Here is a 23,293-nt window from a genome sequence, read left to right as displayed (position 1 = left end):
AACATGATCTTTTTTATCTTAATTGCTGCAGGAATCATCTTGATAGTCGCGGCTGGCTCTTTCCTGATCCAGTCCAAGAAAGATTCTTTCGAGAAAGCCTTGGCGCTCGCGGCAATGGGGAATTACACCGATGCCAGAATCCTGATCCGGGATATTTTGGATTCAAGCCCATCCAATGTGCGAGCACATTTCATAATGGCGAAAATTTATGCCATGGAAGGGGATTATACAAACGAAGCCAGGCATTTGGAAAAAATCAAAAAAATAGGCAGCTTCGACAAAGAGATTACAGAAGTTTCCGTTTCGAATCGGCTAGCAGATATTTATTACCAACAAGATTTATATGAGGAATCTGTTTTCCATTATTTGGATTCTCTCTCTGTGGATCCTGAAAATGTGGAAGCAAATATACGAATCGCCTTCATGGCGCTCGGACAAAAGGAATTCGGAATCGCAGATCGGTTCTTGTCTAGGGTCCCTGACGAAAGAGTAAAAATGACTTCCGTGCAAATTGCGAAGGGTGTGCTCGCAGGGACTCTGCGAAAAGGAGATCCTAAACCCTATTTCCATACTGCGTTTGAAATGGAGCCTAGTTCTTCTGTCGCCGGATTCTTGTACGCTCTTTCCCTCGCGAGAAGTGGGGAACATGAAGAAGCGATCAAAATCGCAAATTCTGTAGCGGACATTTTGACCGACGAATATGTTCACTATACAATTTTCCAATTCATGATGGTGGAATGGATCCAATTACAAAATTGGAATGAAGCCCTAAAGCATGCTAGACTCTGCATGGAGATTGCCCGAAGTAATGGATGGAAGCAGGAATTGATCGATTCCGATTTTCATTTTGCCTTAATAGCAGTCAAAATGGGAAGATTGGAAGAAGCCAGCGAACACTTGATCGAGGCGGAATCGGAACGAGTAGATGATATCCGTATTATGGAACTTGCGAATTACAAGTTTCAAGTAGAGACTAAAAGACTAGAAGCAGGCAAACCTTCCAAGAGCGGGTTCACCCCCGAGGACGAAATCAGTAAGCTGTTTTTCGAATTATTTCCTCTGGATCGCTACTACGAGCTGTCTGGATTAAAGTCTTCCAAGTCTTTCTATATTAAGGGAATCGTCGACGAGGAAGGAAACAAGATCGTCGCAGAGATGAACCGAATCGGAATTAGCGCAACCGATCATTACAGAACCTTGAAAGGTGTGGATTTTAAGAATCTTTGTGTAAAGGTCGTGATGGCCTTGAATTATACAGTGAGTAGAGAAGTGCCGAATAAAGAGGGAGAGGGATTGAATTTGATGGGTCTGAATAAGACAGACAAAGAAACCAGAGCCCTATTCAAATTCAGAAAATGGAAGGACGCTAAAATGTCTGATATTTTCCTAAGGGATACCCTCAGCCAAGTCAAGGACTTGGGTTTGGATAAAGCATTCGTGATCGGGGACGCCGATTTTACGGAAGGCGGAAAAAGATTTCTCGCAGAGAACCAAAGTAGAATTTCTGTACTCTGCGGAAGAGATCTCGAGGATTTGCTCAAAAAAGCTTTGAAAATGCAAGGCTAAGGGGACCGTTTTGTCCGATTTAATTAGAATTTTTGAAAGTACTCTGCGGTTTCTTGCACTCTTACTCTATTCTGTTTTTCTAATCGACTGTTCGAGTGCGTCCGAAGTTAGGTCCCAGACTTCTAGGCAGATTCCGGTTGTAATGGGAAAGTCCTTTCTAGTAGGTCACACCGGAGAACACAAACAGGATTCTCAGGAAATACTCCAGATCATGAATCGACTCGTAGCCGGAACGATTTCTAAAAACTTGGACTTTTTGCCAGAATTAGTCTCTGAAAAAGAAGGCTTATTTATCGATGTAAAAGGTCAGTGGACCAAGGAGCAACTTCGCTCTGAATTGTTAAAAGACCAAAACTACTTTCAGATCTACTTCTTTGAAAACGAGCTGCTTCAAAAGCAAAAGGGCAAAAAAGAGGTCCGAACTGTGAGAGAACTCTTCCTTGCTTCAGGAGGAATTGAAGCTGATTTTTATTACGAAGGTCCTTTGTCCTGCGAGGTGAAGCTTCGATTTCTGGAAAATAAGAAGTTAGAGTCCGAATTGATCAATCCTTACTTTGTGAAAATCGGCTCTAAATGGGTCCTAATTCGTCTCTTTTAGTTGCTATTTATAGATCAAAATTCACTCTTACTAGTTTCATTAATAAACATTCTTGCGATTAGGTGACCGGATACGTAAATGGGTTGGGAACTTTGTAAATTGAAACGGTCTTATAACCAACCGATGGAAACTTACCTTAGAAAGAGCAAAGTATGCTCTTGGTTCCCTGCGCTTGGACTATTTTTTGGGATCTGTTTTTCACCCTTTGACACAATGGTGTACAGCGAGACGATTCCTTTTGAAAACCTCGCCGAAGATAAAAAAACAAATTCTAACCTGACAAAGTCGGAAGCAAAGTCGCTTTCCGCAAGTCAAATCGGTCCGCCGGAACCTCTAGTAAAGGATCCTGAAAGTGGGCCTCGCTTGATTGATTGGGATTTGGAGTACCTGACCGAATACGCAGTTTCCAACAATCCACTCTATCTTGCAGAAAAGCAGAATATGGGAATCGAGAGAGGAAAAGTAATCACGGCTTCCCTGTACCGAAATCCAGTATTCCAGTTTCAACAACAGTTTATTGGTGGAAACCGAGACCTACAAGGGGGAAGCCCAGAAAACGCGCCGGCTCTTTACCAAGATTTGGATGTGTACGGTGTGGTTCCTCTTCGTAGCAAGGTCGCGAAAAAATCCTTCGAAGCGTCCTTATCCGATTTCAAAAATTTCGACAGGCAGTTCAGGCTTAGGCTCAGACAAAATTACTGGGCTTACGTATTTCTGACTCTGCTTGTGGATAATAACAAAGAATTCTATGAAAACTATAGCGATCTTTTGGAACTTACAAAGTTCAGAGTTCAAAAGGGAGATATTTCTCCTTTGGAATTCGAAAGACTGGAATTAGAAAGAATTCAGGTAGAGAAATTCTACCGTGACGCGATGGTCAGACGCCAGGTCATAGAAAAGGACCTTCGGATTTTGAGTGGAGTTACCGAGAGCCAAGGTACATTTGCTTTTAAAGCCGATGTAATGAAATTCAAGCCTTTGGAAGTACTCGGACTTTTCCTAAAAGATAAATTTCCTTCGGTAGATAGACCCGATGTGGCCGCCTTGGAGCAACGACTTCAAGAAAAGAAGATGAACATAGAGTTGCAAAGAAAAGAGGCCTTGGGTTGGCTTCAGATCGGCGGAGAATGGAGGGTAAAAGGAGGAGAAAACTATGGAGGTTTATTCGCCACCATACCGATTCCGCTAAATGACAGAGGCCAAGGAAAGGTAATCTCCGCCAGGGAAGAATATAGGAAATTCGAATTAGCTCTCGAAGCCAAAAAGCAAGAAGTGAACGCCGAAATCGAAGCCGCCAGAAAGGAACTACTTTCCAGAGAAGAATTGCTAACCAAATACGAGCGAATCAATCTTTTGGAAAAAAACAAACAGCTGGAAGAGAAGTCCAGAATCGCATATGTCCGTGGCGCCTCCGATCAAGTAACCTTCCTCCAAGCAGAAAAAAATTACCTCACAATCCTTCGCGAATATTACGATTTACTCTATCTCTATTTTAACGCAGTCGAAGTTTATAAAGCTGCTATCGGAAAGATCGCCGATACAAAATCTATGAATCCTAGCAAAGTGGATGGCTCGCAATGATGGCAATTCTTCAGAAATATAAAATCATCATCGCTCTAACTTTGATCGGTGTCTCCCTTTACGGGTACAAACAATTTACCAAAAAGAAGAGTGATAAAAAGGACATCGAGGTAAGCAAAAATTTTTTTACGGTTCCGGAGGATGTGCTCAAGAGGCATCCACTTACATTTGTCACTCTAAAGGAAGCTTCCGAATTCGAAGAACTTGCGTTGCCTGGACGTATCACCTACGATCCGGAAAGCATGGCAAAGGTAGGATCAACAGTAGAAGCTCGGATCAAAAAAGTGCTCGTGAGAGAAGGGGATAGAGTAAGCCAGGGTTCACCATTGGCAATTCTGTCTTCGGTGCAACTAGGAGAAGTAGAAGCTGCCTATGTAAAATCCAGAGCTTCCTTAGAGGCTCTAAAACTGCAAGCCGACAGAGCAAAGGAACTTTTTGAAATGAAAGTAACTTCCGCCAAGGAATACGAGTTGGCGATGATGCAGTACAAGACAGCCAGAACGGAGGCCGAGACCACAAAAATCAAACTAGAGAATTACGGTCTAACTCCTTCGGAAATCGATGGGATTGAAAAGGGAGTCTATGTTTCTGCAAATTTGGTACTACGCAGCCCGATCAATGGAGAAGTTACGGAAAGGAAAGCCGTACTAGGTCAACAAGTTACTCGCAATGAGGAACTTTTTACCATCGCAAACTTAAACAATCTTTGGGTGCTTTTGGACGTCTACGAAAAGGATCTGGGTTCGGTGAGAGAAGGGGCGCAATCTACGATTTACCCACTGGGCGCGGAAGGAACTCATACCATCCAAGGAAGAGTCGCTTATGTAGGCGCCGTCCTAGACTCAGTGAAACGTACTGCAAAAATTCGGATCATGGTTTCTAACAAGGGAGGAAGGCTGAAGCCAGGCCAGACAGTGACCGCAAAGGTGAACGGTTTGGTTGTTAGCAAGGGAGATGTAAAAAAGAAAATGCTCCCGCTCGAAGCAGTTCATGAAATCGAAGGGAGGACAGTCGTATTTATTCATAAAGAAGGAAATTCTTTCGAAGCGGTAGACGTAATCACGGGTGATACGGTCGGAGAAGACGTAATTATTTTGGGTGGGGTAGGAGAAGGAAGCGAAGTAGTTTCCAGGGGCTCTTTTATTCTAAAAAGTGAATATTTAAAACTGTAATGTGAATTTTATGAAAAGATTTTTCGTTCTTATGTATGCTGTTTTGGCTTACTTTTGCACGCTGATCATTTCTGTGCTGTTGCTCGGTTTTGCGGACAATTTGCCTTACTTTCCTTATTCGGTCGATGAAGGTCCGCAGACAAGTTGGGTCTATGGAGTCGTATTCGATCTAGGCCTATTGCTTCTGTTTGGACTTCAGCATAGCTTGATGGCTAGGGCCCGGGCTAAGAAAATCATTACTAGATGGATTCCGAGCGCCGCAGAGAGAAGTACTTATTTAGTATTTTCTGTTATAGCTTTATGGCTGTTATTTCGCTTTTGGCAACCGATCCCTTACTTGGTGTGGAGTATCAATGTAGAAACCATGTGGCTGAGATGGGTTGTTTTGTGCCTGAACTTGTTTGGATGGGGTTTGGCAATTTTTTCCACATTTCAAATCGATCATTTTGAACTCTTTGGGCTCAAACAGACTTGGGCGAACTTTAAGGGACAGAATATTCAAAAAACAGAATATAAGAATCCTTTTTTGTATAAATATGTTCGTCATCCTATGATGACCGGATTTTTATTGGGAATTTGGATGGTTTCTGATATGAGTGCGGGACACTTTTTGTTTTCGATCGTGATTACGGTGTACATTTGGATTGGAACTTATTTTGAAGAAAAGGATTTGTTAAAAGAATTCGGATCCGAATACAAGACTGCCCAAACAAAAATCGGTAAATTCTTTCCGAAAATCTTCGAATAACCAGAAAAGTACTTGCACTACATTTATTCACTAATATTTTGTTAAGCATGAAGGACTTGACCGAAAAGCAAACTTCAGTTCTGCAGTTTATCACAAATATCATTAAAGAAAGGGGCTTTCCGCCTACAATCCGAGAAATCGGCGAAGAATTTGGGATCACTGCAAAAGGTGCTTATGACCATCTCAAGGCGATCGAAAAGAAAGGTTATATCAAAACTTCCAAAAACCAATCCAGAGCGATTGAGTTAGTACGACAGAGTCCTTTTGAAAGTCTCCCGGTTCCTACACCTAGCATTCCGTTGATCGGAAGAGTGGCTGCCGGACTTCCCATCCTTGCGGAAGAAAATATAGAAGGCTATATTCCGGTTACAGAAGAACTTGCATCTAAAGGAATGACCTTCGCGTTGAAGGTGCAAGGTGATTCCATGGTAGATGCTGGAATCAACGATGGGGATATCGCAATCATTCAAAAAAGAGATATCGCTAGAAATGGAGAGATCGTAGTCGCTCTGATCGAAGACGAGGCTACTCTAAAAGTGTACTACAAAGAACCAGATCATATTCGACTGGAAGCAAGAAATCAAAAATACAAACCGATCCGAACCAAAAAAGCGACGATCATCGGTAAGTTAATCGGATTGTACAGAGTATATTAGAATCGTCTGATCGGTTCTGAATGAGTGTTCTGACTGAATTCTTTTCTTGACAGTGCCCTGTTTGGAAAGACCCTCAGTTAGAGTGAAATTCTTTTTATCAGTTCGCCTTTTTGCATCGGCCGCTCTTCTAGTTTTACTTTCCTCTTGTACTCCGCTAAAGCAGGAAATTACCGACCAAGATCTTAAGCTTGTTCTCAGTACAATGTCCGAATCTAGATTCGAGGTTCGACTCAATTCCTATTCGGAGAAACCGATTCCGGATGATTTGGCCTTGTTCCGCGCGGTCTGTGAAAAATACAGATTCGATTCAGAGCAGGCTCTAAAGAAACTATCGCAAACCCATCCAAAGGTCTATTCTCGTATGGTTGGTAGAGATGAAAAGTAAGGAAAGATTTGTTTGGATGACTCTTGTCATCCTGCTGAGCACAGCACTTGTGTTCCAGCCGGTTCGAGCAAGAGCAGTTTCGGAAACCAGTGAAAAATATTTACAAATCTTTCACGAAGTATTTGGACTCATCGAAAATGGATACGTTGAAACTGTAGACGAAGAAAAAATATTTCTAGGCGCGATCAAAGGAATGATCTCTTCTTTAGGAGATCCTCATTCTGCGTTTTTGGATTTAGAAGATTATACTCACATGCAAGAGGAGACCCAAGGAAGTTTCGGGGGCCTCGGTATGGAAGTAGCTTTCGGAGAAGGCGCGATTATCGTAGTGACTCCGATGGACGATACTCCGGCGATGCGGGCGGGAATTTTGCCGCAAGACAGAATCATAGAAATCGACGGAAAAAGTACTGCAAATCTGAGTTATACTGAAGGTATCAAACTAATGCGCGGAAAACCCGGCTCTTCCGTAAGCATAAAGATCGAAAGAAAAAATCAAAAAGATCCGTTGCAGTTTACTCTCGTTCGAGAAAAGATAAAGATCCGGTTTGTGCGCTCCTCCTACTTTGAAAAAGAAAAAGTGGGATATATTAAGCTGAATCAGTTTATGGGAAAGGAATCCACTCTGGATGAATTCAAAAAGCAAGTGAAGACGCTTTTGGATAAAAAGGCAGAAGGTCTCATTGTAGATTTGAGAATGAATCCGGGAGGACTTTTGCCTTTAGCGATACAACTTTCCGAATTATTTTTGCCAGTAGGCGCGGATATCGTTTCCGTAAGAGGTAGAGGCGGAGAATTAATCGAGACATTTAAATCGGGGCCTACGGACCCAAAATATACAAAAGTGCCGGTAGTCGTTTTGATCAACGAAGGATCAGCGTCTGCCTCGGAAATTTTTGCAGGTGCGTTGCAGGACCATGGGCGTGCGAAAATTTTAGGAACCACTTCCTTTGGGAAAGGCTCAGTACAAAACGTATATTCTCTGTCTCACGGAACAGCAGTAAAATTAACCGTACAGAAATATTACACTCCTTCCGGACGCTCTTTGCACGGAAAAGGAATCTTGCCGGATCTAGTAGTCAAGGCGATTGAGCCTACGGAAGATGATCGGTTTTATCTCAGAAAAATGGGCGAGAAAAAACTTCTAGACCAACTGATTGCAAAATACCCGGTATACACTGAACAGAACTTTCAGATGTTCCTGAAGGCTTTGCAGGAAAACGGGATCAAAATCACGAGTGAAGTTGCCAGAATCCTGTTCAAGAATCGGACCCAACCAGAATCAGAAAGAACCATCACAGACCTGGAGCTGGATCCTCAATTGAAGAAAGCTCTGGAACTACTTTCCGAAAAAAAATAAAAGATGATCGGTCTAGGAATCGAAACCAGCTGCGACGAGACCAGTCTCGGAATCGTAGCAGACGGAAAGGAGCTGGTTTCGCTCAAGATATTCAGTCAGATCGATCTGCATAAACCTTTTCGAGGAATCGTTCCAGAGATCGCGTCTCGCGCGCATTTAGAGAAAATTAATTTGTTGTTAAGCGAAGTTCTTTTCGAATCGAAGATACAAGTTTCGGAATTGGACTATGTAGCGGTTACCAATTCTCCCGGGCTGACCGGATCTTTGATGATAGGTGCGCAACTCGCAAGATCGATTCACCTAGTGTATGGAACTCCTATCGTGCCGCTTTGTCATTTGCAGGCACATTTTGCTGTGCTTCATTTAGAAGGAGTTCCTCCATTGTTTCCAGTGCTCGGACTTTTACTTTCCGGGGGAAATTCTGCGATCTATAAAATGGAAAAATTCGGGAGCATGCAGACGGTAGGAGATACTATGGATGATGCCCTCGGAGAGGCCTTTGATAAAGTCGCGGGACTTTTGGGTTTGCCTTACCCCGGAGGACCAGCGATCGAGGCTCAGGCTGCCTTGTACGAGCCTTCTTCTAAGGAAAAGGACCTCCTACCTCCGTTGTTGCGAAACTTAGAAACGGATAGAGTCGCCTTTTCTTTTTCCGGATTGAAAACTGCAGTAGCCCATCTTTTGGCAAGGGAGCCCAATATTTCGGTTCCGAAAGTATGCTATCATTTTCAAAATACCGCCTTTGATTTGGTGGAAAGAAACCTTAAAAGAGCGGTAAATAAGACCGGAATACGTAGAGTATATGCAGGTGGCGGTGTGTTGGCGAATTCCACATTACAATCGCGTTTACGCAAATTCTCGGAAGAAAATTCCCTGGAGTTTTTTTCTCCCAAGAAAAAAATATACTGCACGGATAACGGAGCTATGGTTGCCGCGTTGGGCTATTATTTGTTTCGACAAGGTTACTCTAAGAGTTTTGATTTTCAGGTTAGTCCGGTGAGACAGGAGACGTTTCTATGAATCGAAGACTGAGTTGGGTTCCGAACATGATTACTCTCGGAAACTTGAGTATGGGATTTGCCTCCATATTGATCGCCTCGGAAGCGTCTGGGAGCGGGCCAAAATCTTATATCTTAGCCGGCTTTTTTATTTTGCTCGCCGCAATTCTGGACGGACTAGACGGAATGGTTGCAAGAGCTTTAGATGCCACAAGCGAACTTGGTGCTGACTTGGACAGTCTAGCGGATCTGACCACGTTCGGGATCGCACCCGGTTTCTTATTTTATAATATGGTTTTGTTTGAATACAAGGTGGATGTATTTGGACAGGAAGATTTGTTTCCGATCGGAATGATGCTATCGGCGATCTTTCCAATTTGTGCGGCATATAGATTGGCAAGATTTAATGTGGCCCACGATCCGTCTTCGTTTACCGGACTTCCTTCTCCAGTGGCAGGCGTCTCTGTTGGATTCTTTCCGATCTTTTTGAACTTGAATCGGATCCCTCACTGGATCTCGATTTCTCTCTTTGTTTTGATCGCGATCTTAATGGTATCCAATATCCGATATTCCAAGCCTCAGGTAGCGATTCGTACGAAACTGACACCAACTAGAGTTTCCTTTATGATTGTGGCAGTCGTTCTATTGCTATTTTTTATCGGATTGAATCATTGGCCGTGGTTAATCTACGCTTTGCTTTTCTTCTATATCTTTTCCGGTATTATTACTTTCCTGATCCATTTGCTCCAGGAGTTTCGAGTCAAACTGGATTAATTTTTCGAGAGTGGAATCGGCATACAAAATTCGAATCTTAGGCTAAGAGAATCCCCCTTTCCGGATTTTTCTCTAGAGTGCCTAAGTTGTGCGGAAAAATTGGGATGGGAGACCCTAAGATTCGCGTAAAAGCTTCGATCCGTGAGTAGTAATCCGGTGTCGTATTGAAGAATCGGTTCTTCTATGAATGCAGGAAACCTGTTTTTTTCCTCGGCGTGCAGTATCGAAGATTGTATCTTCCAGCCGTCTTGTAAGTCGAAGAGAAGTTGGATTTCCGAAATTCTATCTCCGTTTTTTCTCCATTCTTGGCCTATTTCCCAATTCCAATTTTTTCTTTTATATCCCCAGTAGATTCCCTTTGCCCAGACGCTTTCTCCAGACGGAAGAAATTTGTAGAATTTGGAATGTAGCAGCAAGGATCCAATCGAAGTTGGAAATAGTGAGAATTTTCCGGTAAATGATTTAGCAATTTCTAATGTTCGATCCAGATCGGAGGAAAACTTTTCTAGGTGAACTACTTCGAGTCTGTGATATGACTCTATTTCCCAAGTCGCTCGAACTAGATTCGCTCTTTCCTCTGGAGGGATAAATTCTGAAACAAAGTACAATTGCCTTGCTTGACCCGTGTACGCCAGAAAGGCGAGCTTTTGTGTTCCTTCTTCGTTTTTCCAAAATGCTGAAGTAAAACCTTTGTTTCCTTCGGTGGTCTGGGAAATTTCTAATCTAAAGCTGTAACGATTCAAGATCTGTGAGCCAAATCTGGAATTCGCATCGTAGCTCGGAAACTGAACCAACAGATGGCCTGCATTTTGAGAAAAGGAGGCAGCGAATTCCAAATAATTCTTATAAGGCTTCAGGAACCACCCAGGTGAAGAATGACTCGAAGGAAGTCCGGAGTAGAGTCCGAACATGGCATGCGAAATCTTTCCTCCTAGGAAAACCGACTTCTCTAAAGGCTGCTCCACTTTGTAAAGTGCGGAAAAATCCTGTCTCAAAAAGAACCTGTGCTGCAAAGGTTTGAATCGATTTCCGTAAGAAAAATAAAGAAGATCGCTTTCTAATGAAAACGAAATTAGCGGAACTCCATTCCGTTTTTCTAAAAAAGCTTTTCCCTTTGGACAATCTTCCGTCTGATTCTTTTTGAAAAAAATGAGAGCACTGCGCTTTACAAGACAGGATTCTCCCCGAATCCAGAAAGTTTCCTTGGAAGAATCGTTTTTTCTAGAAGCAAAGCTGGAAAAAGTACCTCCCAAAGAAATGGAGGAGGCAGCAAAATCATTTCGATCTTCTCCGAATCTAGGCTCAGATCGCAGGAAAGCGAAAACACAGATGCAAACTAGGCAGAACTGTTTGGACTTGATTTTGCCACTCGAAAATCTGCCAGCCGTCTGCATCTGTAGGGCGGGTGCCTTTTTGAGGGACCTGCCGCAAAATTTGAAAGTGATTTGAAATTTCTTAGTTTTTTTTGCCGCAAACCCAGGGATTTGTCCGCTGCTTCCTTAGAATGAGTATTCGTAACGATTCGGAGGGAATGCACCGGTTCTACGTATAAAATTGCGGAATTACTTGACTAAAAACTACAATTTTGTATAGTATGTAATATCCGTTTAGTGGATTATTGGTGTTGGATTTCCAATTTATGTCGTCTAACTATTCAAGGGAGAGAAGTTAATGATGATTCGATCTCTACAAGAAACTGGAACCTACGAAAGAAGCAGAAAAGGTCTGACCGGAGCCGGGTTTGACTGGAGGGAAAGGATTGCGGCGGCAGAGCCGGATTCCAAGACCTTTGCAGACTATCTGGAAGAGACCTTCAAGGGAGAGGTTGTCCAAGACGGAGAGTGGTTTTCTGAAACGCTTTCTGAGTTAAGTAAAAAGAATCTGAAAAAAATCTGAAAGCAAAAGGTTTTGGAGGGTTCGGCCCCGATCTTCGGACGCGCATCGTATATGAGGCGGAAGCCCTGGAAGACTGGGAATTGATTGCGGTTCTTTTGGGAAAAGGGGACCGATACCGTCCGATTGAAGACCTTAGTAGGGAAGTTTTAAAGGTCACTCGTGGATTAAATGGGCTTCTTACCTATGATTCCTCCCGTCTGAAATCCATCCCTGGTTTGGGAAGTGCAAAGGCTTCCATCCTGTCGGCCTCCGTCGAACTCGCCAAAAGATTCAAATACCAGTCTTTAAAGGGCGCTCCCTTTCGACCGAAACAGCTAGCTGCCTATATGAGGAGAGTGTTCTTGCCAATGAAAAGGGAATGCTTTTTACTAGCCACGGTTTCTCCGGGAGGCAGGTTACTCAGAACGGAAGTTGTTTCCAAAGGAAGTCTAGAAGAAGTCGGGGTTCACCCAAGGGATCTCGCCAGAATTATATTAAACGACGAGGCTTCCGAGGCTCTAATCGCCCACAATCACCCTGGGATGTCATCTTACCCGAGTAAGGAAGACATAGAAGTATATGAAAGGCTAGGAAAGATTTTAGAAGAACTAGATGTGCACCTTATTGACCATTGGATTTTTGGAATTGACGGGATTTTTTCTTGCAAGCATTCTACGCACCTAGACGAAGAATAGGCAATAAACGTCACTCAGGCCCTCGGTGAGTCCCATTCATATTTATAGAAAAATTCGCATCCTTTTCGTCTTAGTTCGCAGAGATTACACTCTCCAATACGCAGGATCAGCTCTAGGACTTTCCTGGATGTTTTTACAAAACTTAAGTCTGATTCTGGTTTATACTTTTGTATTTTATTTTATGGGGATCCGTTCTCAAGGTGTGGATTCAGCAAATTACTTTTCGTACGTGCTGACAGGATTACTTTTTTGGATTCCTTTACAGGAATATCTAATACGAGGAACTGGAATTCTTACGGACAATCGGCATTTGATCAAAAGATCACCCTTAGGTCCTGAGATTTTTTTATGGATTCCTTTCGTCCAGTATCTATTGCACTCTTTTGTGACCGCGATACCAGTTTATATTTTTTTAATGTATCTAGGCAAGGCAAGCCCGTTCGGATTTTTGAATGGGTTTTTTATCATGCTTGCTACTGGTTTGTTCCTGGGTTGTCTATTGAGCTATCTAGCTAGGATCAATATTATACTCAGGGATATTTCTCCTTTGGTCCGATTGGGTTCCCAATTTCTGTTTTGGGGATTGCCTATTCTATACGAGTCGAAGGGGATATTAGGGAAACTGAATTTATGGAATCCGTTTTTTTATCCGCTCGAAATTTTCAGATCCGCATTTCTTTCTGACTACAATAGTTCTGCAGAGTTTTTGAATTTTTTCCCTTTTTTGTTTTTGTTTCTAAGCATCTTGCTTTTGAGCAGGCATAGGTTAAATCAAGTAGTTCTGGACCATTTATGATCCGAGTAGAAAATCTCGAAAAGATTTATCATGGGTACAGCGGCCCTTTTCATAGACTTTGGAATTCTTTAACGTTCGGATATTTTGGTTCCGACGTGAATTACAAAGCTTTGAACGGAATTTCTTTTGAAGCAAAAAGCGGTGAAATCCTTGGAATCATCGGTAGAAACGGCGCAGGCAAATCCACTCTTCTGAAACTTCTTACAGGAGTTTCCAGACAGGATTCCGGAAAACTAGAAAAGAAAGGAAGCGTTCGATCGATTTTGGAACTGGGAGTAGGGTTCAATGCGGAGCTTTCCGGTGAGGACAATCTCTACTACAATGGTTTGGTCTGGGGTTTGGATCCAGATGAACTGAAACATTCTATGGACGAAATATTCAAATTCTCGGGCCTAAGCGAGTTTCGAAAAGTTCCACTGAAAAATTATTCTTCCGGAATGACAATGAGATTGGGATTCGCTTTAGCCACGGCAAAAAGGCCGGACTTATTGATCGTCGACGAAGCGCTTGCGGTGGGAGATGCGAGTTTTCAGCAGAAATGCCTGTCTCGGTTCAGAAAATTTTCCGAAGAAGGTACTTTGACTCTAATCGTAAGTCATGACCTTGAATTGCTAAAGTCTGTCTGCACCCGTGTGTTGGTTTTAGAGAAAGGCAGACTAGTATTCGATGGGGATCCAGTGCTTGGCTTTCGAGAATATATGCAGATTATTGCAAACGCGGCAAATGAGGAAGGTGCTCTAATCCGTTCCGAGCAATCGGTCATCCGAGAGATTCAGATAAAATTGATGCACGCAGGCAGAGTGAATCCGCCGATTTTGTCGGTCGGTGCAGAAGTCGAGCTCCAAGTAACCGCTAGACTCGGGCAAGCGATTCCAAGATTGACTGTGGGATTCCACATAGATGATTCTAGAGGGATTCGCGCTTTTGGGACGAATACCTTTCATTTAGGGAAGGAGCTTGATCGCGTTGAGACCGGGGAAGAAGTGCAGATTCGATTTTCGTTTCCCTTGAACTTATCCGCAGGAAAGTATTCTCTAGGCATTGCCTTGCACGCGGGAGAAAGTCACGCCGAAGGCTCTTATCTTTGGAAAGATGGAGTATTACAATTTGAAATAGAAAGGCTGGACCGTCCGAAATTTGAAGGAACTGCCTGGATTCCAGTGGAGGCCGAAGCGAAAAAAGGGCGGGTGCTATAGATAATTTCCTTCCCTCCTTCTCTTAACTGCAAATTCTGGTTCACGTATGAAAGTATGCGTGATCGGAAGCGGTTATGTCGGACTTGTCGCCGGAGCATGTTTCGCCGAATACGGAAACAGCGTAATCTGTGTGGATAAGGATTCTAAGAAAATAGAAGATCTTAAGAACGGAATTATTCCTATTTATGAACCGGGCTTGTCAGAGCTCGTATTGAACAATTGCAAAGAGAAAAGATTGGAATTCACAACCTCTCTGAAAGAGGGAGTGGAAAAGTCGGAAATCATTTTTGTCGCTGTAGGAACTCCTACGTCCGATGACGGATCTGCTGACTTAAGCGCGGTCTATGCAGTCGCGGAACAAATCGGAGCCGCAATCAACGGCTATAAAGTAATCGTAGATAAGTCTACTGTTCCGGTAGGCACTGCGGCAAAGGTTAAAGAGATCGTCGCAAAGAATACAAAACACGAATTCGATGTGGTCTCCAATCCCGAATTTTTGAAGGAAGGCGCCGCGATCGACGACTTTATGCGTCCGGAGCGAGTAGTTATCGGAGCAGACTCAGAAAAAGCTGGCGATTTGATTGCTCAATTATATTCTCCGTTTGTCCTAAACGGGAATCCCATTTTGAGAATGGGAACTGTTTCTGCGGAATTGACCAAGTATGCTTGTAACGCATTCCTCGCGACTAAGATCTCTTTTGCAAATGAGATGGCAAACCTTTGCGAAAAAGTCGGCGCAAACTACGAGGATGTACGGAAAGGAATGGGGACCGATTCAAGAATCGGCAGACAGTTTTTGTATTCAGGGATCGGCTACGGCGGCTCCTGCTTTCCAAAGGATGTCCGCGCATTAATTCGTACTTCTGAAAAATTTGGATCTCCTCTTAGGATTATTCAAGAAGTAGAAGATGTAAATGAAGCGCAAAAGACAAGACTGTTTGAAAAGATCGAAGAATTCTACGGAAAAGGAAATCTCAAGGGACTGACATTTGCCGTTTGGGGACTTGCTTTTAAACCAGGCACGGACGATATGCGCGAGGCGCCTTCTATTCCTTTGCTACTTAAATTGCACGAGCAAGGAGCCAAGATCAAGGCTTACGATCCAGTTGCGAAAGGAACCTCCGAGTATTACTTCAAAGATAAGATACTTTACGCGAATGACGCCTATTCTGCGTTAGACGGGTCAGATGCTTTGCTGTTGTTGACTGAATGGAGAGAATTTAGAGAGCCTGATTTTTCCAAAATGAAAAGTCTCTTAAAAAAACCGGTCATTTTTGACGGAAGAAATCAGTATCGACCAGAATCGATGCAGAAGGCCGGCTTCAGATATTTTTCTATTGGAAAGTCTCCTGTTTGAAATATGAATTCTCGAATCCTACTTCTTATTTACCTAGTCGCCATTCCGCTGTTTGCTGAAGGGACTGGTGTTACATTAGGAAAGAGAATCAATATTAGACAAGAACCTCAGGCGAAAAGTAAAATCCTCCAAACGATCCCTGCCGACCTTTCTTTGGTTCGGGTGATCGATGCATCTTCTATCCAAAATAAGGAAGAAGAACTCGATCCAGGAAAGCCGGAGAACTGGAGAAAAATCGAGTGGCAGAACATACAAGGTTTTGTATTTGCATCTTTGATCGCGGTGTTTTCGGACCAGGAATCTGCCGATCGATTTCGATCGGAAAATGAGAAATTCAGATCAGAGGTTCGGGGCAATTATCAGTTCTTTGCAGAAGAGGAAAAGATTTTTGACCTGATTTTCAGCGAGGATGGAACTTTACGCTTTCAAGGAGAAATCGTAGAAGGTGATCATATCTTAGTAGAAAAAGGAGAAGGGCGATTTTTCCTTTATAAGAACGAGCTCATCTTGCAAATTCATGTAGAAGGCGAATTTGCACCGGACGGAAGGTCTTGGAGCGAGTATTTTGCACTAGCCAACGGAAGAAAACCTTCGAGTAAAAAGGAACTAAACGAATTCATTCGTGCTAGACAGTTCTACAAAGAAAATCGTAAATACTCGATTCCTCGAAGCGAATTAAAAGAGAAGTTGCAAAAAAAATAATATAGAACACAGGTGGATGCCTGTTTCCAGAACTTGTAGGAACTCCTACAAGACGCATAATTTAATAAGCCGACACTGGAAACTTTATTGGATCGATTTCCGATCTTCTTCGATTTCCTTTTTTTCAGTCAAGTCCGTCGTGAGTTCCAAGGCCTTGTCCAGGTCCTGAATCGCTTCTTCTTTTTTTCCGAGCTCTTTATTTGCTAATCCCCTGTAATAGTAGGCCAAATTTGTAAATCCGCTTCCAGGGGGAAACTTTTCGATATATAGCGAGAATGTTTTCACAGCCTTGGAGTGCTGTTCCATCGCGGAATACGTGACTCCTAAATTGAAAAGGGCCTGGTGTTTTCGATCCTTGAATCGCGGGCTATCGGATTCCAACGTCTTGTAAAAGAATTCAGCCGCCTTCTTATAATCTCGGCTGTTAAAATAATATTCCCCGAGTGCAAATAAAGACTTAGGATCAGAAGGATCTTTGGAGAGTTTAGAGAGGAGACTTTTTTCTAGATCTCTCTTGTCGTACGCTTTCTTTAAAGTTCGTACGATCATCCTAGAATCCGGCATGCCTGCAATTTTTTCCGTCAAGCTTCCGTTCTTATCTAAGAAGAGCAGAGTAGGGTAACCACTGATGTCGTATTTCCTCTTTAGGTTTGGAAATCTATCTCCGTCTAACGACAAAAGCACGAATTTAGAAAGTTCTGCTTGGACCTCTTTTCTTGGGTAAATTTCATTCTTTAGGGTTTTGCAGTAGCCGCACCAATCAGCATACACGTCTATAAAAATGGGTTTTCCCTCGCTCTTCGCTTTTTGAAAAGCTTCTTCTACGGACGTTTCCCAAAGTACTTTGCTGGATAGACTATTGGATATCGTGAATATCAGAAAAACAGATAGCAACCTGCTAGAGAACAAATCAAATATATATTTCCAGCCTCTCATTTACGGTACTTCCAAGTATCAGACGTTTTTGTTAGAATCTGATCCGAAGGAAAAGCGTAAAAGTATTAATTTTTCGGTTTACCCTTGGCTCTATCCCTCAAAACTCGAAGCAACCAGGAACCCAAAAGGGGGGCAAATGGAATTTCTGCTTCAATTGGAGGAGATCCTACGGAAACGTAAGGAAGAGCTTCCAGAAAAATCCTATACCGCTGATCTATTTCGGGGGGGAGTCGATCGAATCCTTAAGAAGGTAGGTGAGGAAGCAGGAGAGGTTATCATCGCTGCAAAGAATGCGGATAAGAAGGAACTTACACACGAAGCAGCCGATTTACTCTTTCATCTGCAAGTATTATTAGTAGAAAGGGGACTATCTCTTTCCGATATAGTGTCGGAACTTCGCAAACGGCATTCTTGATGCATCGATCCGCTGGGCTTTTTGGAGCTATCAGCGCATTTCTACTGATCGTATTTTTTCTCGCGGATTTTTGGCTTTCAGAGGATTCCTTTATTACGTTTCGGGTCCTCGACAATTTCTGGAACGGACACGGTCTTCGTTGGAACATTTCTGAGAGGGTTCAAGTTTTTACTCATCCACTCTGGATGGTGATCTTACTTTCGATTTATCCTAGCGGTTTTCTTTTCTTTGGAGTGCTGGCCTTGTCTCTTGCACTTTGGTTGGGGACCTCCTACAATTTACTCTATTTCGTTTTCAAGCGCGGAGAGCCAAGAGATACCTTCCTGGGGTTCCTTCTCCTTTGTATGATTTTGAGTTCTAGATTTTTCTTGGACTATTCGTCTTCTGGGCTGGAAACTCCGCTTTCTTATTTTTTGCTTTCTTACTGGTGGACTGTTAGAGAAAAGATCAGTCGCTTTCAAAATCCCAAGCATGTGATAGAGAGAGGAATCCTTAGTTCTCTCCTCTTATTGACAAGATACGATCTAATCCTTTGGATTCTTCCTGATTGGATCCGGTATTTTAAAAGCGTTTTCCGGGAGAAAAATATTCCGAAATATGAGTATTACAGAATATTCCTTTTTTCTACTATAGGTTTTTTGCCATTTTTCTTTTGGTTTTTTTTCTCTTGGATTTATTTTGGAAGTCCTTTTCCGAATACTTATTTTGCGAAGACTAATATAAGCCATTCTCTGCTGGAGAAAATTCAATCTGGATTATCTCTGATTAAGGTCTCCATTCTATGGGATCCGGTTTTGATCTTACCTATGTTTGCTTATCTATTGATTTCGGGCATTCGAAGAAAATTAGAGGATCCTTCTCTGATTTTGGTCTCTTCGTTTTTACATTTAGGCTATTTGTTCTATGTGGGGGGAGATTTTATGGCAGGGAGATTTCTGACTCCTTTTTTCCTGGGTTCTTTGTTCCTACTAAAAGATGAATTATTCAAAAAACAGAATGGTTTCGTTGGATTGGCGAGTCCTTTAGAAAAAGGAGTCCTATTCTTCTCTTTCCTGTTCTTATTGTTCGTTCAAATATTTAGTTCTTATGCAACTTGGAGATCCTTTGTACCATCTATGGAACGCCCGCTTCAGTTGAAGGATGGTGTTGTGGACGAAAGGGCATCTTATCGAAATCATACTTCGATTCGAGCTTTTTTATCTGATAACGGACCGGACAAACATCCCTGGGCTCTCTGGGGAAAAAAATCGGTTCTCCGCAAGACCGGCGAAGAAATTCGGTTTACGACGAACGTAGGTTTGGCGGGTTACTATGGCGGTCCAAATTTACATCTGGTAGATGAATTAGCTTTGACGGATCCTTTCCTATCTAGACTTCCTGGTAGAGGATTTCCTGGTCACTATTTGAGACTGGTTCCAAAAGGTTACAAGGAAGTAATCAGCGAAGTTAGGGATAATTTGGAGGATGCAGATTTAGATCGTTTTTTATACGAGACCAGGTTGTTATCAGAGGGAGAGTTGTTTACCTGGGAAAGATGCCTGGTATCTTTTTCTTTCCTTTTTACCAGGAATGGAAATTACAAATCTAGACTAGGGAACAGGTCTTATTCATTCGATATGAGCTTGTTTAGAGAAACGATTTATGGGCTTCCTTTTAAAAACTTTTCGGACCAAAAGGTAATTATAGAACAGAATAAATACTATTTTTCTAATTAATCCGCTTTTACTTCGAACTCATAAATTGTATCTTGCGGAGAAACGACTCTCAGCTTCCTTCCGCGATTTAATTTTGATCTAGGATACGTTAGCAAAAAACGATAGGTATGTTCCGTCTCGGCCTCGACGGAAGATTCGTAGACATTTGTAGTAAGAGGATACACATAAGATCCCGGGTAAGGTCCGGTCGCGATCACTGGATAAAGAATCGGTCGATTCGAACGAACCTTGGCGCTCCATTGCAAAACGTAATACGACCAGGTCTTTGCGGGAATTTCACCGTCCAACTCAAACTTAAAGGTCAAGAATTCCTGAGGCACCCTTGTTTCTGGAATCAATTCCAAAAGGAAGAATTCATAATCTTTCGTGCTCAACGAAGAAATTTCATCCCACTGTTTCTTAGAATCTTTGTTAGAAGGTTTGGAACTTAGGTCGTTCTTTAGCTCCTTTTTTAGATCGTTCAAATCGTCGCTGAATACTTTGTATGCTTTGATCGAGTACTTCGATCCATAATAGTAAGTTTCTGAACTTGGCCTTCCTTCTCCGACTCTATGCAATTCTCTGCCCGAGCACGCAAGCAAATACAAAGACAGGAACAGCGCGAAAAGCTTCATTGCATTAGGCGAGTTCCACATTCAGGGCAGAACTTTGCTCCGACCAAATCTATCTTAAATCCGCAATTGTGACAAAACTTTTGAGACTCCTTGCCTGAAGTCTGAGAAGTTTCTTTTTCTGGCTGCTTTCTAGTTTGCCAAGATTGTATTTGACGATCTTGTTCTTCGAGCTCGAAAACTATTCCTTGAGATATAGTGCTAAATTCTGATTCGGTCAGCTTTCCGGTTTCGAATTCAATTTTAAGATCTTTTAAATTATCTAAAAGAACATCTCTGCGGCTTAACAGCTCAGATTTTTCGGTCTCGAAGGCCAAGTCAAGATCGGAAGCAAAAAATCTAAGATAAACAAAGGGAGCGAATACGATTGCCACTAAAAGTGCATAGAAAAATACGAGCAGAACATCCATTACTTCTGTTTCTCCTCGATTTCGGATAAGTATTTTTGAAATGAATCCGTTTTACTAGACTTCTCCGTAGGTTTAAAACTTGTCCGACGTTTTAAATATAAGAAAATGATAATTAACCCTAATCCACCAGCTAAAGCCAGACTAAGATTGATCCAAGTTGAATCAGGCTTTGCCAGAATATCCTGTCCAAATCCATAAACGACTCCCTGGACTATGCCGTCGTTTCCGTTTTCGGCAAACTTAGCGATTACCGGATCCTGAAGCGCCTCTTCTCCAAATCCGTTAATCATTTTATTCACGATTGTATCGGCCGACTCTCCCTTCCGGATTCTGTTTTCGATGAATAACTTTAGCTTTGCAGAGACAGTGCAATTGTTAAACGAACAACTTTTGATAGGAATCGAAGGCAGGCAAATGCACCGGATTCGATTTGTAACTTCCAAAAAGGTTTTTACTTGTTCGTGATCTGTAAGATTCGTAAAAGTAGATTCAGCTACCAAGGAACCTGACAGGATCCAGATACAAAATGAAAGAATTAAGAACCTGATCCCGAACGCTTTCATGCTTGTTTCTCGCCTATTGGCAGTAAGATGAATAATCCGGAAAGGAAAAATAGCACTGAACCGATCCAAATGAATTTCACCATAGGATTAATCCAAACTTCGAGGTTTGCTACGATTTGCCTTGGAAAGCGCAGGTAATTTTCGGACTTTAAATTCGGATCTCTGGTAAAGAAGAAATTCATAAACAATTTCGGTAAGTCCGGATTCTCATCGGATAAATCGGCGTGCTCTATTGCACCTAGTTGAATGTATAAATCTTCTTTTGCGGTAGAAGCGATGGAAGGTTCGCTAGTAGGGATATGAGTTTCAAAATCTCCGCTTAGATGAGAAATTTGCGGATAGAATCTTCTCTCCGTGACCATACTTGCAAAATCTTGCAACTGCCGTTTGACTTCGAAAGTGGCTTCCTGTGAAACAATCACATTTCTGTGAGAAACTTCCAGGCGACCTTCTGCATTAATGATCGGTTTGATCTTGAGAGTACTTGCTCCGATTACATAATCTCCGAGGACTGCACTATCTTGACTCAAATACAGTACTTCGTCGCTTTTCGGCAAATCTAGAAAGTAGAAAAACTTGACCGAAGTGTTTTGCTTGAATGCATTTCCTGCGTATCCGATAAATAGAATCACCATCGAGAGATGTACTAAATAGCCGCCGTACCTTCTTTTGTTTTTCAAGAGCATTCTGAATCCTGCAACTAGATAGTTCTCCGAGGAAATCGCGGATTGTCTGGCTCGGATTCCGGAGTGGTACTCTTGCAAAATTCCTGACACCGCAAAAATTCCGAGTCCGACTGCAAGAACGCTATAGATTTCTCCTAACAAATCACCCGAGCTGTAGTCGCTGATAAAATAATTCCTGGAGTAAAATAGAATATAAAGGCCCGCGCCTACGATTCCAGCCAAGAGAGGCTTTAGCAAAGTAGTGAAAAAGATTTTGTCCGCTCCCTTTCTCCATGCGAGAAGAGGCGCAGATCCCATTAAAAGAATGAGTAGGATTCCTGCAGGAACTCCCCAAGAATTGAACCACGGAGCCTTAAATTCTCTTCCATAAAGTAAAGGGGAAAATACTCCGAGCAGGATCGCAAGGGTCGCAATCACAAGTAGAAAGTTGTTTAAAAGAAAACTTCCTTCTTTGGACGTCATTGCCTCTAGATTGCGCTCCGGTTTCAGTTGATTTCTTCTGTAAATTAAGAAAGCGCAATATACTGCAAAGCTAACGCCGATATAAATGATAAACGGAGTGCCGATCGTAGATTTGGAAAAAGAATGAGGTCCTTCTAACACTCCACTTCTTGTGATCCAGGTTCCTAACAAACAAAAGTGGAACGCTAGGATGATCAGAAGCATATTCCAAAATTTTAACATGCCTCTTCTTTCTTGGATAATCATCGAGTGAAGAAACGCTGTGGAAAGTAGCCAAGGCATTAGCGAAGCATTTTCTACTGGGTCCCAAGCCCAGTAACCTCCCCAGCCCAATTCTTCGTACGCCCATTTGGAACCCAGAAGGATTCCGGTTCCGAGAAAGAACCAGGAGAAAATACTCCATCTTCTCACAAATCGGAACCAATTTTCAGAAAGCTGCCCAGTGATCAGAGCCGAAGTAGCGATGGAAAACGGAATCGCAAAGCTGACGTATCCTATGTACAAAATCGGAGGGTGGATAATCATCGCCCAATGTTGTAATAGTGGGTTCAATCCTCTACCAGCAGCTGCTTTTGGTTGGAACTCCAAAAACGGTTGCGCATCAGGGAAGAAGATTGCGAGGAAAGAGAAAAAGCAAGCAAGCAAAGCGAGTGAAAGATTCATAAAAGGAATCCGATCGTTTTGCATCGCTCTGGTTTGCCAGAGCACGATAAAAGTAAAGAGAGAGAGCAAAAGATTCCAAAAGAGTAGGGAACCCGAAGAACCGGACCAAATCGATGTCGCTTTATAAAATAGATCCAGATCTTCGCTGGAATGCATTACAACATAATAATTACTTAAATCTGTTCGGACCAACTGAACTAGCAGCACCAAAAAGGCGAGTAGTATGACGGCAAAATTTGCCATCAACATGTACCGACCTAATTCGATCGCGCGTTTATCGTTTTTGATTAAACCGTACGATGTCTGTACGATGGAGAAAAGTAAAATGGAAAAGGACGTGATTAAACAAAGTGCACCAAAATCATTCATGAGG

24 protein-coding genes are annotated in these 23,293 nt (G+C 42.4%); 18 read left to right on the top strand and 6 right to left on the bottom strand.

Annotated elements, in window-relative coordinates; genetic code table 11:
* Positions 1 to 3: 3 nt before the first annotated feature.
* From CH373_RS09095 to pssA, 10 genes are all read left to right on the top strand, one after another.
* Positions 4 to 1,566 (top strand): tetratricopeptide repeat protein, encoded by a 1,563-nt coding sequence (locus CH373_RS09095; RefSeq protein ID WP_100713931.1) that lies wholly within the window; start codon positions 4 to 6, stop codon positions 1,564 to 1,566.
* A gap of 10 nt (positions 1,567 to 1,576) precedes the next feature.
* On the top strand, positions 1,577 to 2,164 hold the full coding sequence (locus tag CH373_RS09090; protein WP_100713930.1) for a hypothetical protein: 588 nt from the start codon (positions 1,577 to 1,579) through the stop codon (positions 2,162 to 2,164).
* A 123-nt stretch (positions 2,165 to 2,287) separates the two neighbouring features.
* Positions 2,288 to 3,745 carry a TolC family protein gene (locus tag CH373_RS09085; protein WP_100713986.1) on the top strand — a complete coding sequence of 486 codons (1,458 nt, stop codon included), beginning with the start codon at positions 2,288 to 2,290 and terminating at the stop codon, positions 3,743 to 3,745.
* Complete coding sequence (locus CH373_RS09080; RefSeq protein WP_100713929.1) at positions 3,742 to 4,917, top strand: efflux RND transporter periplasmic adaptor subunit; 1,176 nt, start codon at positions 3,742 to 3,744, stop codon at positions 4,915 to 4,917. The genes CH373_RS09085 and CH373_RS09080 overlap by 4 nt, the downstream gene beginning before the upstream one ends.
* A gap of 10 nt (positions 4,918 to 4,927) precedes the next feature.
* Complete coding sequence (locus CH373_RS09075) at positions 4,928 to 5,665, top strand: NnrU family protein (RefSeq protein WP_100713928.1); 738 nt, start codon at positions 4,928 to 4,930, stop codon at positions 5,663 to 5,665.
* A gap of 47 nt (positions 5,666 to 5,712) precedes the next feature.
* The gene (gene lexA, locus CH373_RS09070; protein WP_100713985.1) at positions 5,713 to 6,321 is read left to right on the top strand and encodes a transcriptional repressor LexA; all 609 of its coding nucleotides are present in this window, start codon (positions 5,713 to 5,715) and stop codon (positions 6,319 to 6,321) included.
* A gap of 82 nt (positions 6,322 to 6,403) precedes the next feature.
* Positions 6,404 to 6,706: an LA_1448 family UV-C exposure upregulated protein gene (locus CH373_RS09065; RefSeq protein ID WP_100713927.1), complete on the top strand. Its 303-nt coding sequence runs from the start codon at positions 6,404 to 6,406 to the stop codon at positions 6,704 to 6,706.
* A complete protein-coding gene (locus CH373_RS18815; protein WP_243393329.1) occupies positions 6,696 to 8,066 on the top strand; it encodes a S41 family peptidase in 1,371 nt (456 codons plus the stop codon). Before CH373_RS09065 ends, CH373_RS18815 begins: the two co-directional genes overlap by 11 nt.
* A gap of 3 nt (positions 8,067 to 8,069) precedes the next feature.
* Positions 8,070 to 9,086 (top strand): tRNA (adenosine(37)-N6)-threonylcarbamoyltransferase complex transferase subunit TsaD, encoded by a 1,017-nt coding sequence (gene tsaD, locus CH373_RS18810; RefSeq protein WP_243393328.1) that lies wholly within the window; start codon positions 8,070 to 8,072, stop codon positions 9,084 to 9,086.
* Positions 9,083 to 9,838, top strand: a complete 756-nt coding sequence (gene pssA, locus CH373_RS09055) for a CDP-diacylglycerol--serine O-phosphatidyltransferase (protein WP_100713926.1) — start codon at positions 9,083 to 9,085, stop codon at positions 9,836 to 9,838. Before tsaD ends, pssA begins: the two co-directional genes overlap by 4 nt.
* Here pssA and CH373_RS09050 read toward each other — a convergent pair.
* A complete protein-coding gene (locus CH373_RS09050; RefSeq protein WP_100734085.1) occupies positions 9,835 to 11,232 on the bottom strand; it encodes a hypothetical protein in 1,398 nt (465 codons plus the stop codon). The genes pssA and CH373_RS09050 overlap by 4 nt on opposite strands.
* A 277-nt stretch (positions 11,233 to 11,509) precedes the next feature.
* On the opposite strand from CH373_RS09050, the gene CH373_RS09045 reads away from it, so the two are divergent.
* From CH373_RS09045 to CH373_RS09020, 6 genes are read left to right on the top strand one after another with little or no spacing between them, the layout of a single operon-like run.
* Complete coding sequence (locus CH373_RS09045; RefSeq protein WP_100713923.1) at positions 11,510 to 11,734, top strand: LIC12298 family protein; 225 nt, start codon at positions 11,510 to 11,512, stop codon at positions 11,732 to 11,734.
* Complete coding sequence (locus CH373_RS09040) at positions 11,731 to 12,408, top strand: JAB domain-containing protein (protein WP_243393338.1); 678 nt, start codon at positions 11,731 to 11,733, stop codon at positions 12,406 to 12,408. The genes CH373_RS09045 and CH373_RS09040 overlap by 4 nt, the downstream gene beginning before the upstream one ends.
* Positions 12,409 to 12,448: 40 nt before the next feature.
* Positions 12,449 to 13,204, top strand: coding sequence for an ABC transporter permease (locus tag CH373_RS09035; RefSeq protein WP_165778808.1), 756 nt, complete (start codon positions 12,449 to 12,451; stop codon positions 13,202 to 13,204).
* Positions 13,201 to 14,400: an ABC transporter ATP-binding protein gene (locus tag CH373_RS09030; RefSeq protein WP_100713921.1), complete on the top strand. Its 1,200-nt coding sequence runs from the start codon at positions 13,201 to 13,203 to the stop codon at positions 14,398 to 14,400. The genes CH373_RS09035 and CH373_RS09030 overlap by 4 nt, the downstream gene beginning before the upstream one ends.
* A 46-nt stretch (positions 14,401 to 14,446) precedes the next feature.
* Positions 14,447 to 15,757 (top strand): UDP-glucose dehydrogenase family protein, encoded by a 1,311-nt coding sequence (locus CH373_RS09025; RefSeq protein ID WP_100713920.1) that lies wholly within the window; start codon positions 14,447 to 14,449, stop codon positions 15,755 to 15,757.
* Positions 15,758 to 15,760: 3 nt separating this feature from the next.
* Entirely contained in the window at positions 15,761 to 16,459 is a 699-nt protein-coding gene (locus CH373_RS09020; protein WP_100713919.1) for an SH3 domain-containing protein, read from the top strand.
* 84 nt (positions 16,460 to 16,543) lie between these two features.
* On the opposite strand, the gene CH373_RS09015 is transcribed toward CH373_RS09020, so the two are convergent.
* Positions 16,544 to 17,395 (bottom strand): thioredoxin family protein, encoded by an 852-nt coding sequence (locus tag CH373_RS09015; RefSeq protein WP_100713918.1) that lies wholly within the window; start codon positions 17,393 to 17,395, stop codon positions 16,544 to 16,546.
* Positions 17,396 to 17,531: 136 nt separating this feature from the next.
* Between CH373_RS09015 and hisE the strand changes: the two genes are divergently transcribed.
* Both hisE and CH373_RS09005 read left to right on the top strand, forming a co-directional pair.
* A complete protein-coding gene (gene hisE / locus CH373_RS09010; RefSeq protein ID WP_100713983.1) occupies positions 17,532 to 17,810 on the top strand; it encodes a phosphoribosyl-ATP diphosphatase in 279 nt (92 codons plus the stop codon).
* On the top strand, positions 17,810 to 19,525 hold the full coding sequence (locus CH373_RS09005) for a hypothetical protein (protein ID WP_100713917.1): 1,716 nt from the start codon (positions 17,810 to 17,812) through the stop codon (positions 19,523 to 19,525). The genes hisE and CH373_RS09005 overlap by 1 nt, the downstream gene beginning before the upstream one ends.
* Here CH373_RS09005 and CH373_RS09000 read toward each other — a convergent pair.
* Genes CH373_RS09000 through CH373_RS08985 form a run of 4 tightly spaced genes read right to left on the bottom strand, consistent with a single transcriptional unit; the run spans position 19,522 to position 23,289 of the window.
* Positions 19,522 to 20,139: a hypothetical protein gene (locus CH373_RS09000; RefSeq protein ID WP_100713916.1), complete on the bottom strand. Its 618-nt coding sequence runs from the start codon at positions 20,137 to 20,139 to the stop codon at positions 19,522 to 19,524. The two genes, CH373_RS09005 and CH373_RS09000, sit on opposite strands and share 4 nt — an antisense overlap.
* A complete protein-coding gene (locus CH373_RS08995) occupies positions 20,136 to 20,546 on the bottom strand; it encodes a zinc ribbon domain-containing protein (RefSeq protein ID WP_100713915.1) in 411 nt (136 codons plus the stop codon). The genes CH373_RS09000 and CH373_RS08995 overlap by 4 nt, the downstream gene beginning before the upstream one ends.
* On the bottom strand, positions 20,546 to 21,109 hold the full coding sequence (locus CH373_RS08990) for a cytochrome c-type biogenesis protein CcmH (RefSeq protein ID WP_100713914.1): 564 nt from the start codon (positions 21,107 to 21,109) through the stop codon (positions 20,546 to 20,548). Before CH373_RS08990 ends, CH373_RS08995 begins: the two co-directional genes overlap by 1 nt.
* Positions 21,106 to 23,289 (bottom strand): heme lyase CcmF/NrfE family subunit, encoded by a 2,184-nt coding sequence (locus CH373_RS08985; protein WP_100713913.1) that lies wholly within the window; start codon positions 23,287 to 23,289, stop codon positions 21,106 to 21,108. Before CH373_RS08985 ends, CH373_RS08990 begins: the two co-directional genes overlap by 4 nt.
* Positions 23,290 to 23,293 lie beyond the last annotated feature (4 nt).

The organism is Leptospira perolatii (assembly GCF_002811875.1).
GTDB lineage: Bacteria > Spirochaetota > Leptospiria > Leptospirales > Leptospiraceae > Leptospira_B > Leptospira_B perolatii.
Note: the sequence above shows the minus strand (reverse complement) of the source record. Positions and strands in the feature narration are given on the sequence as shown.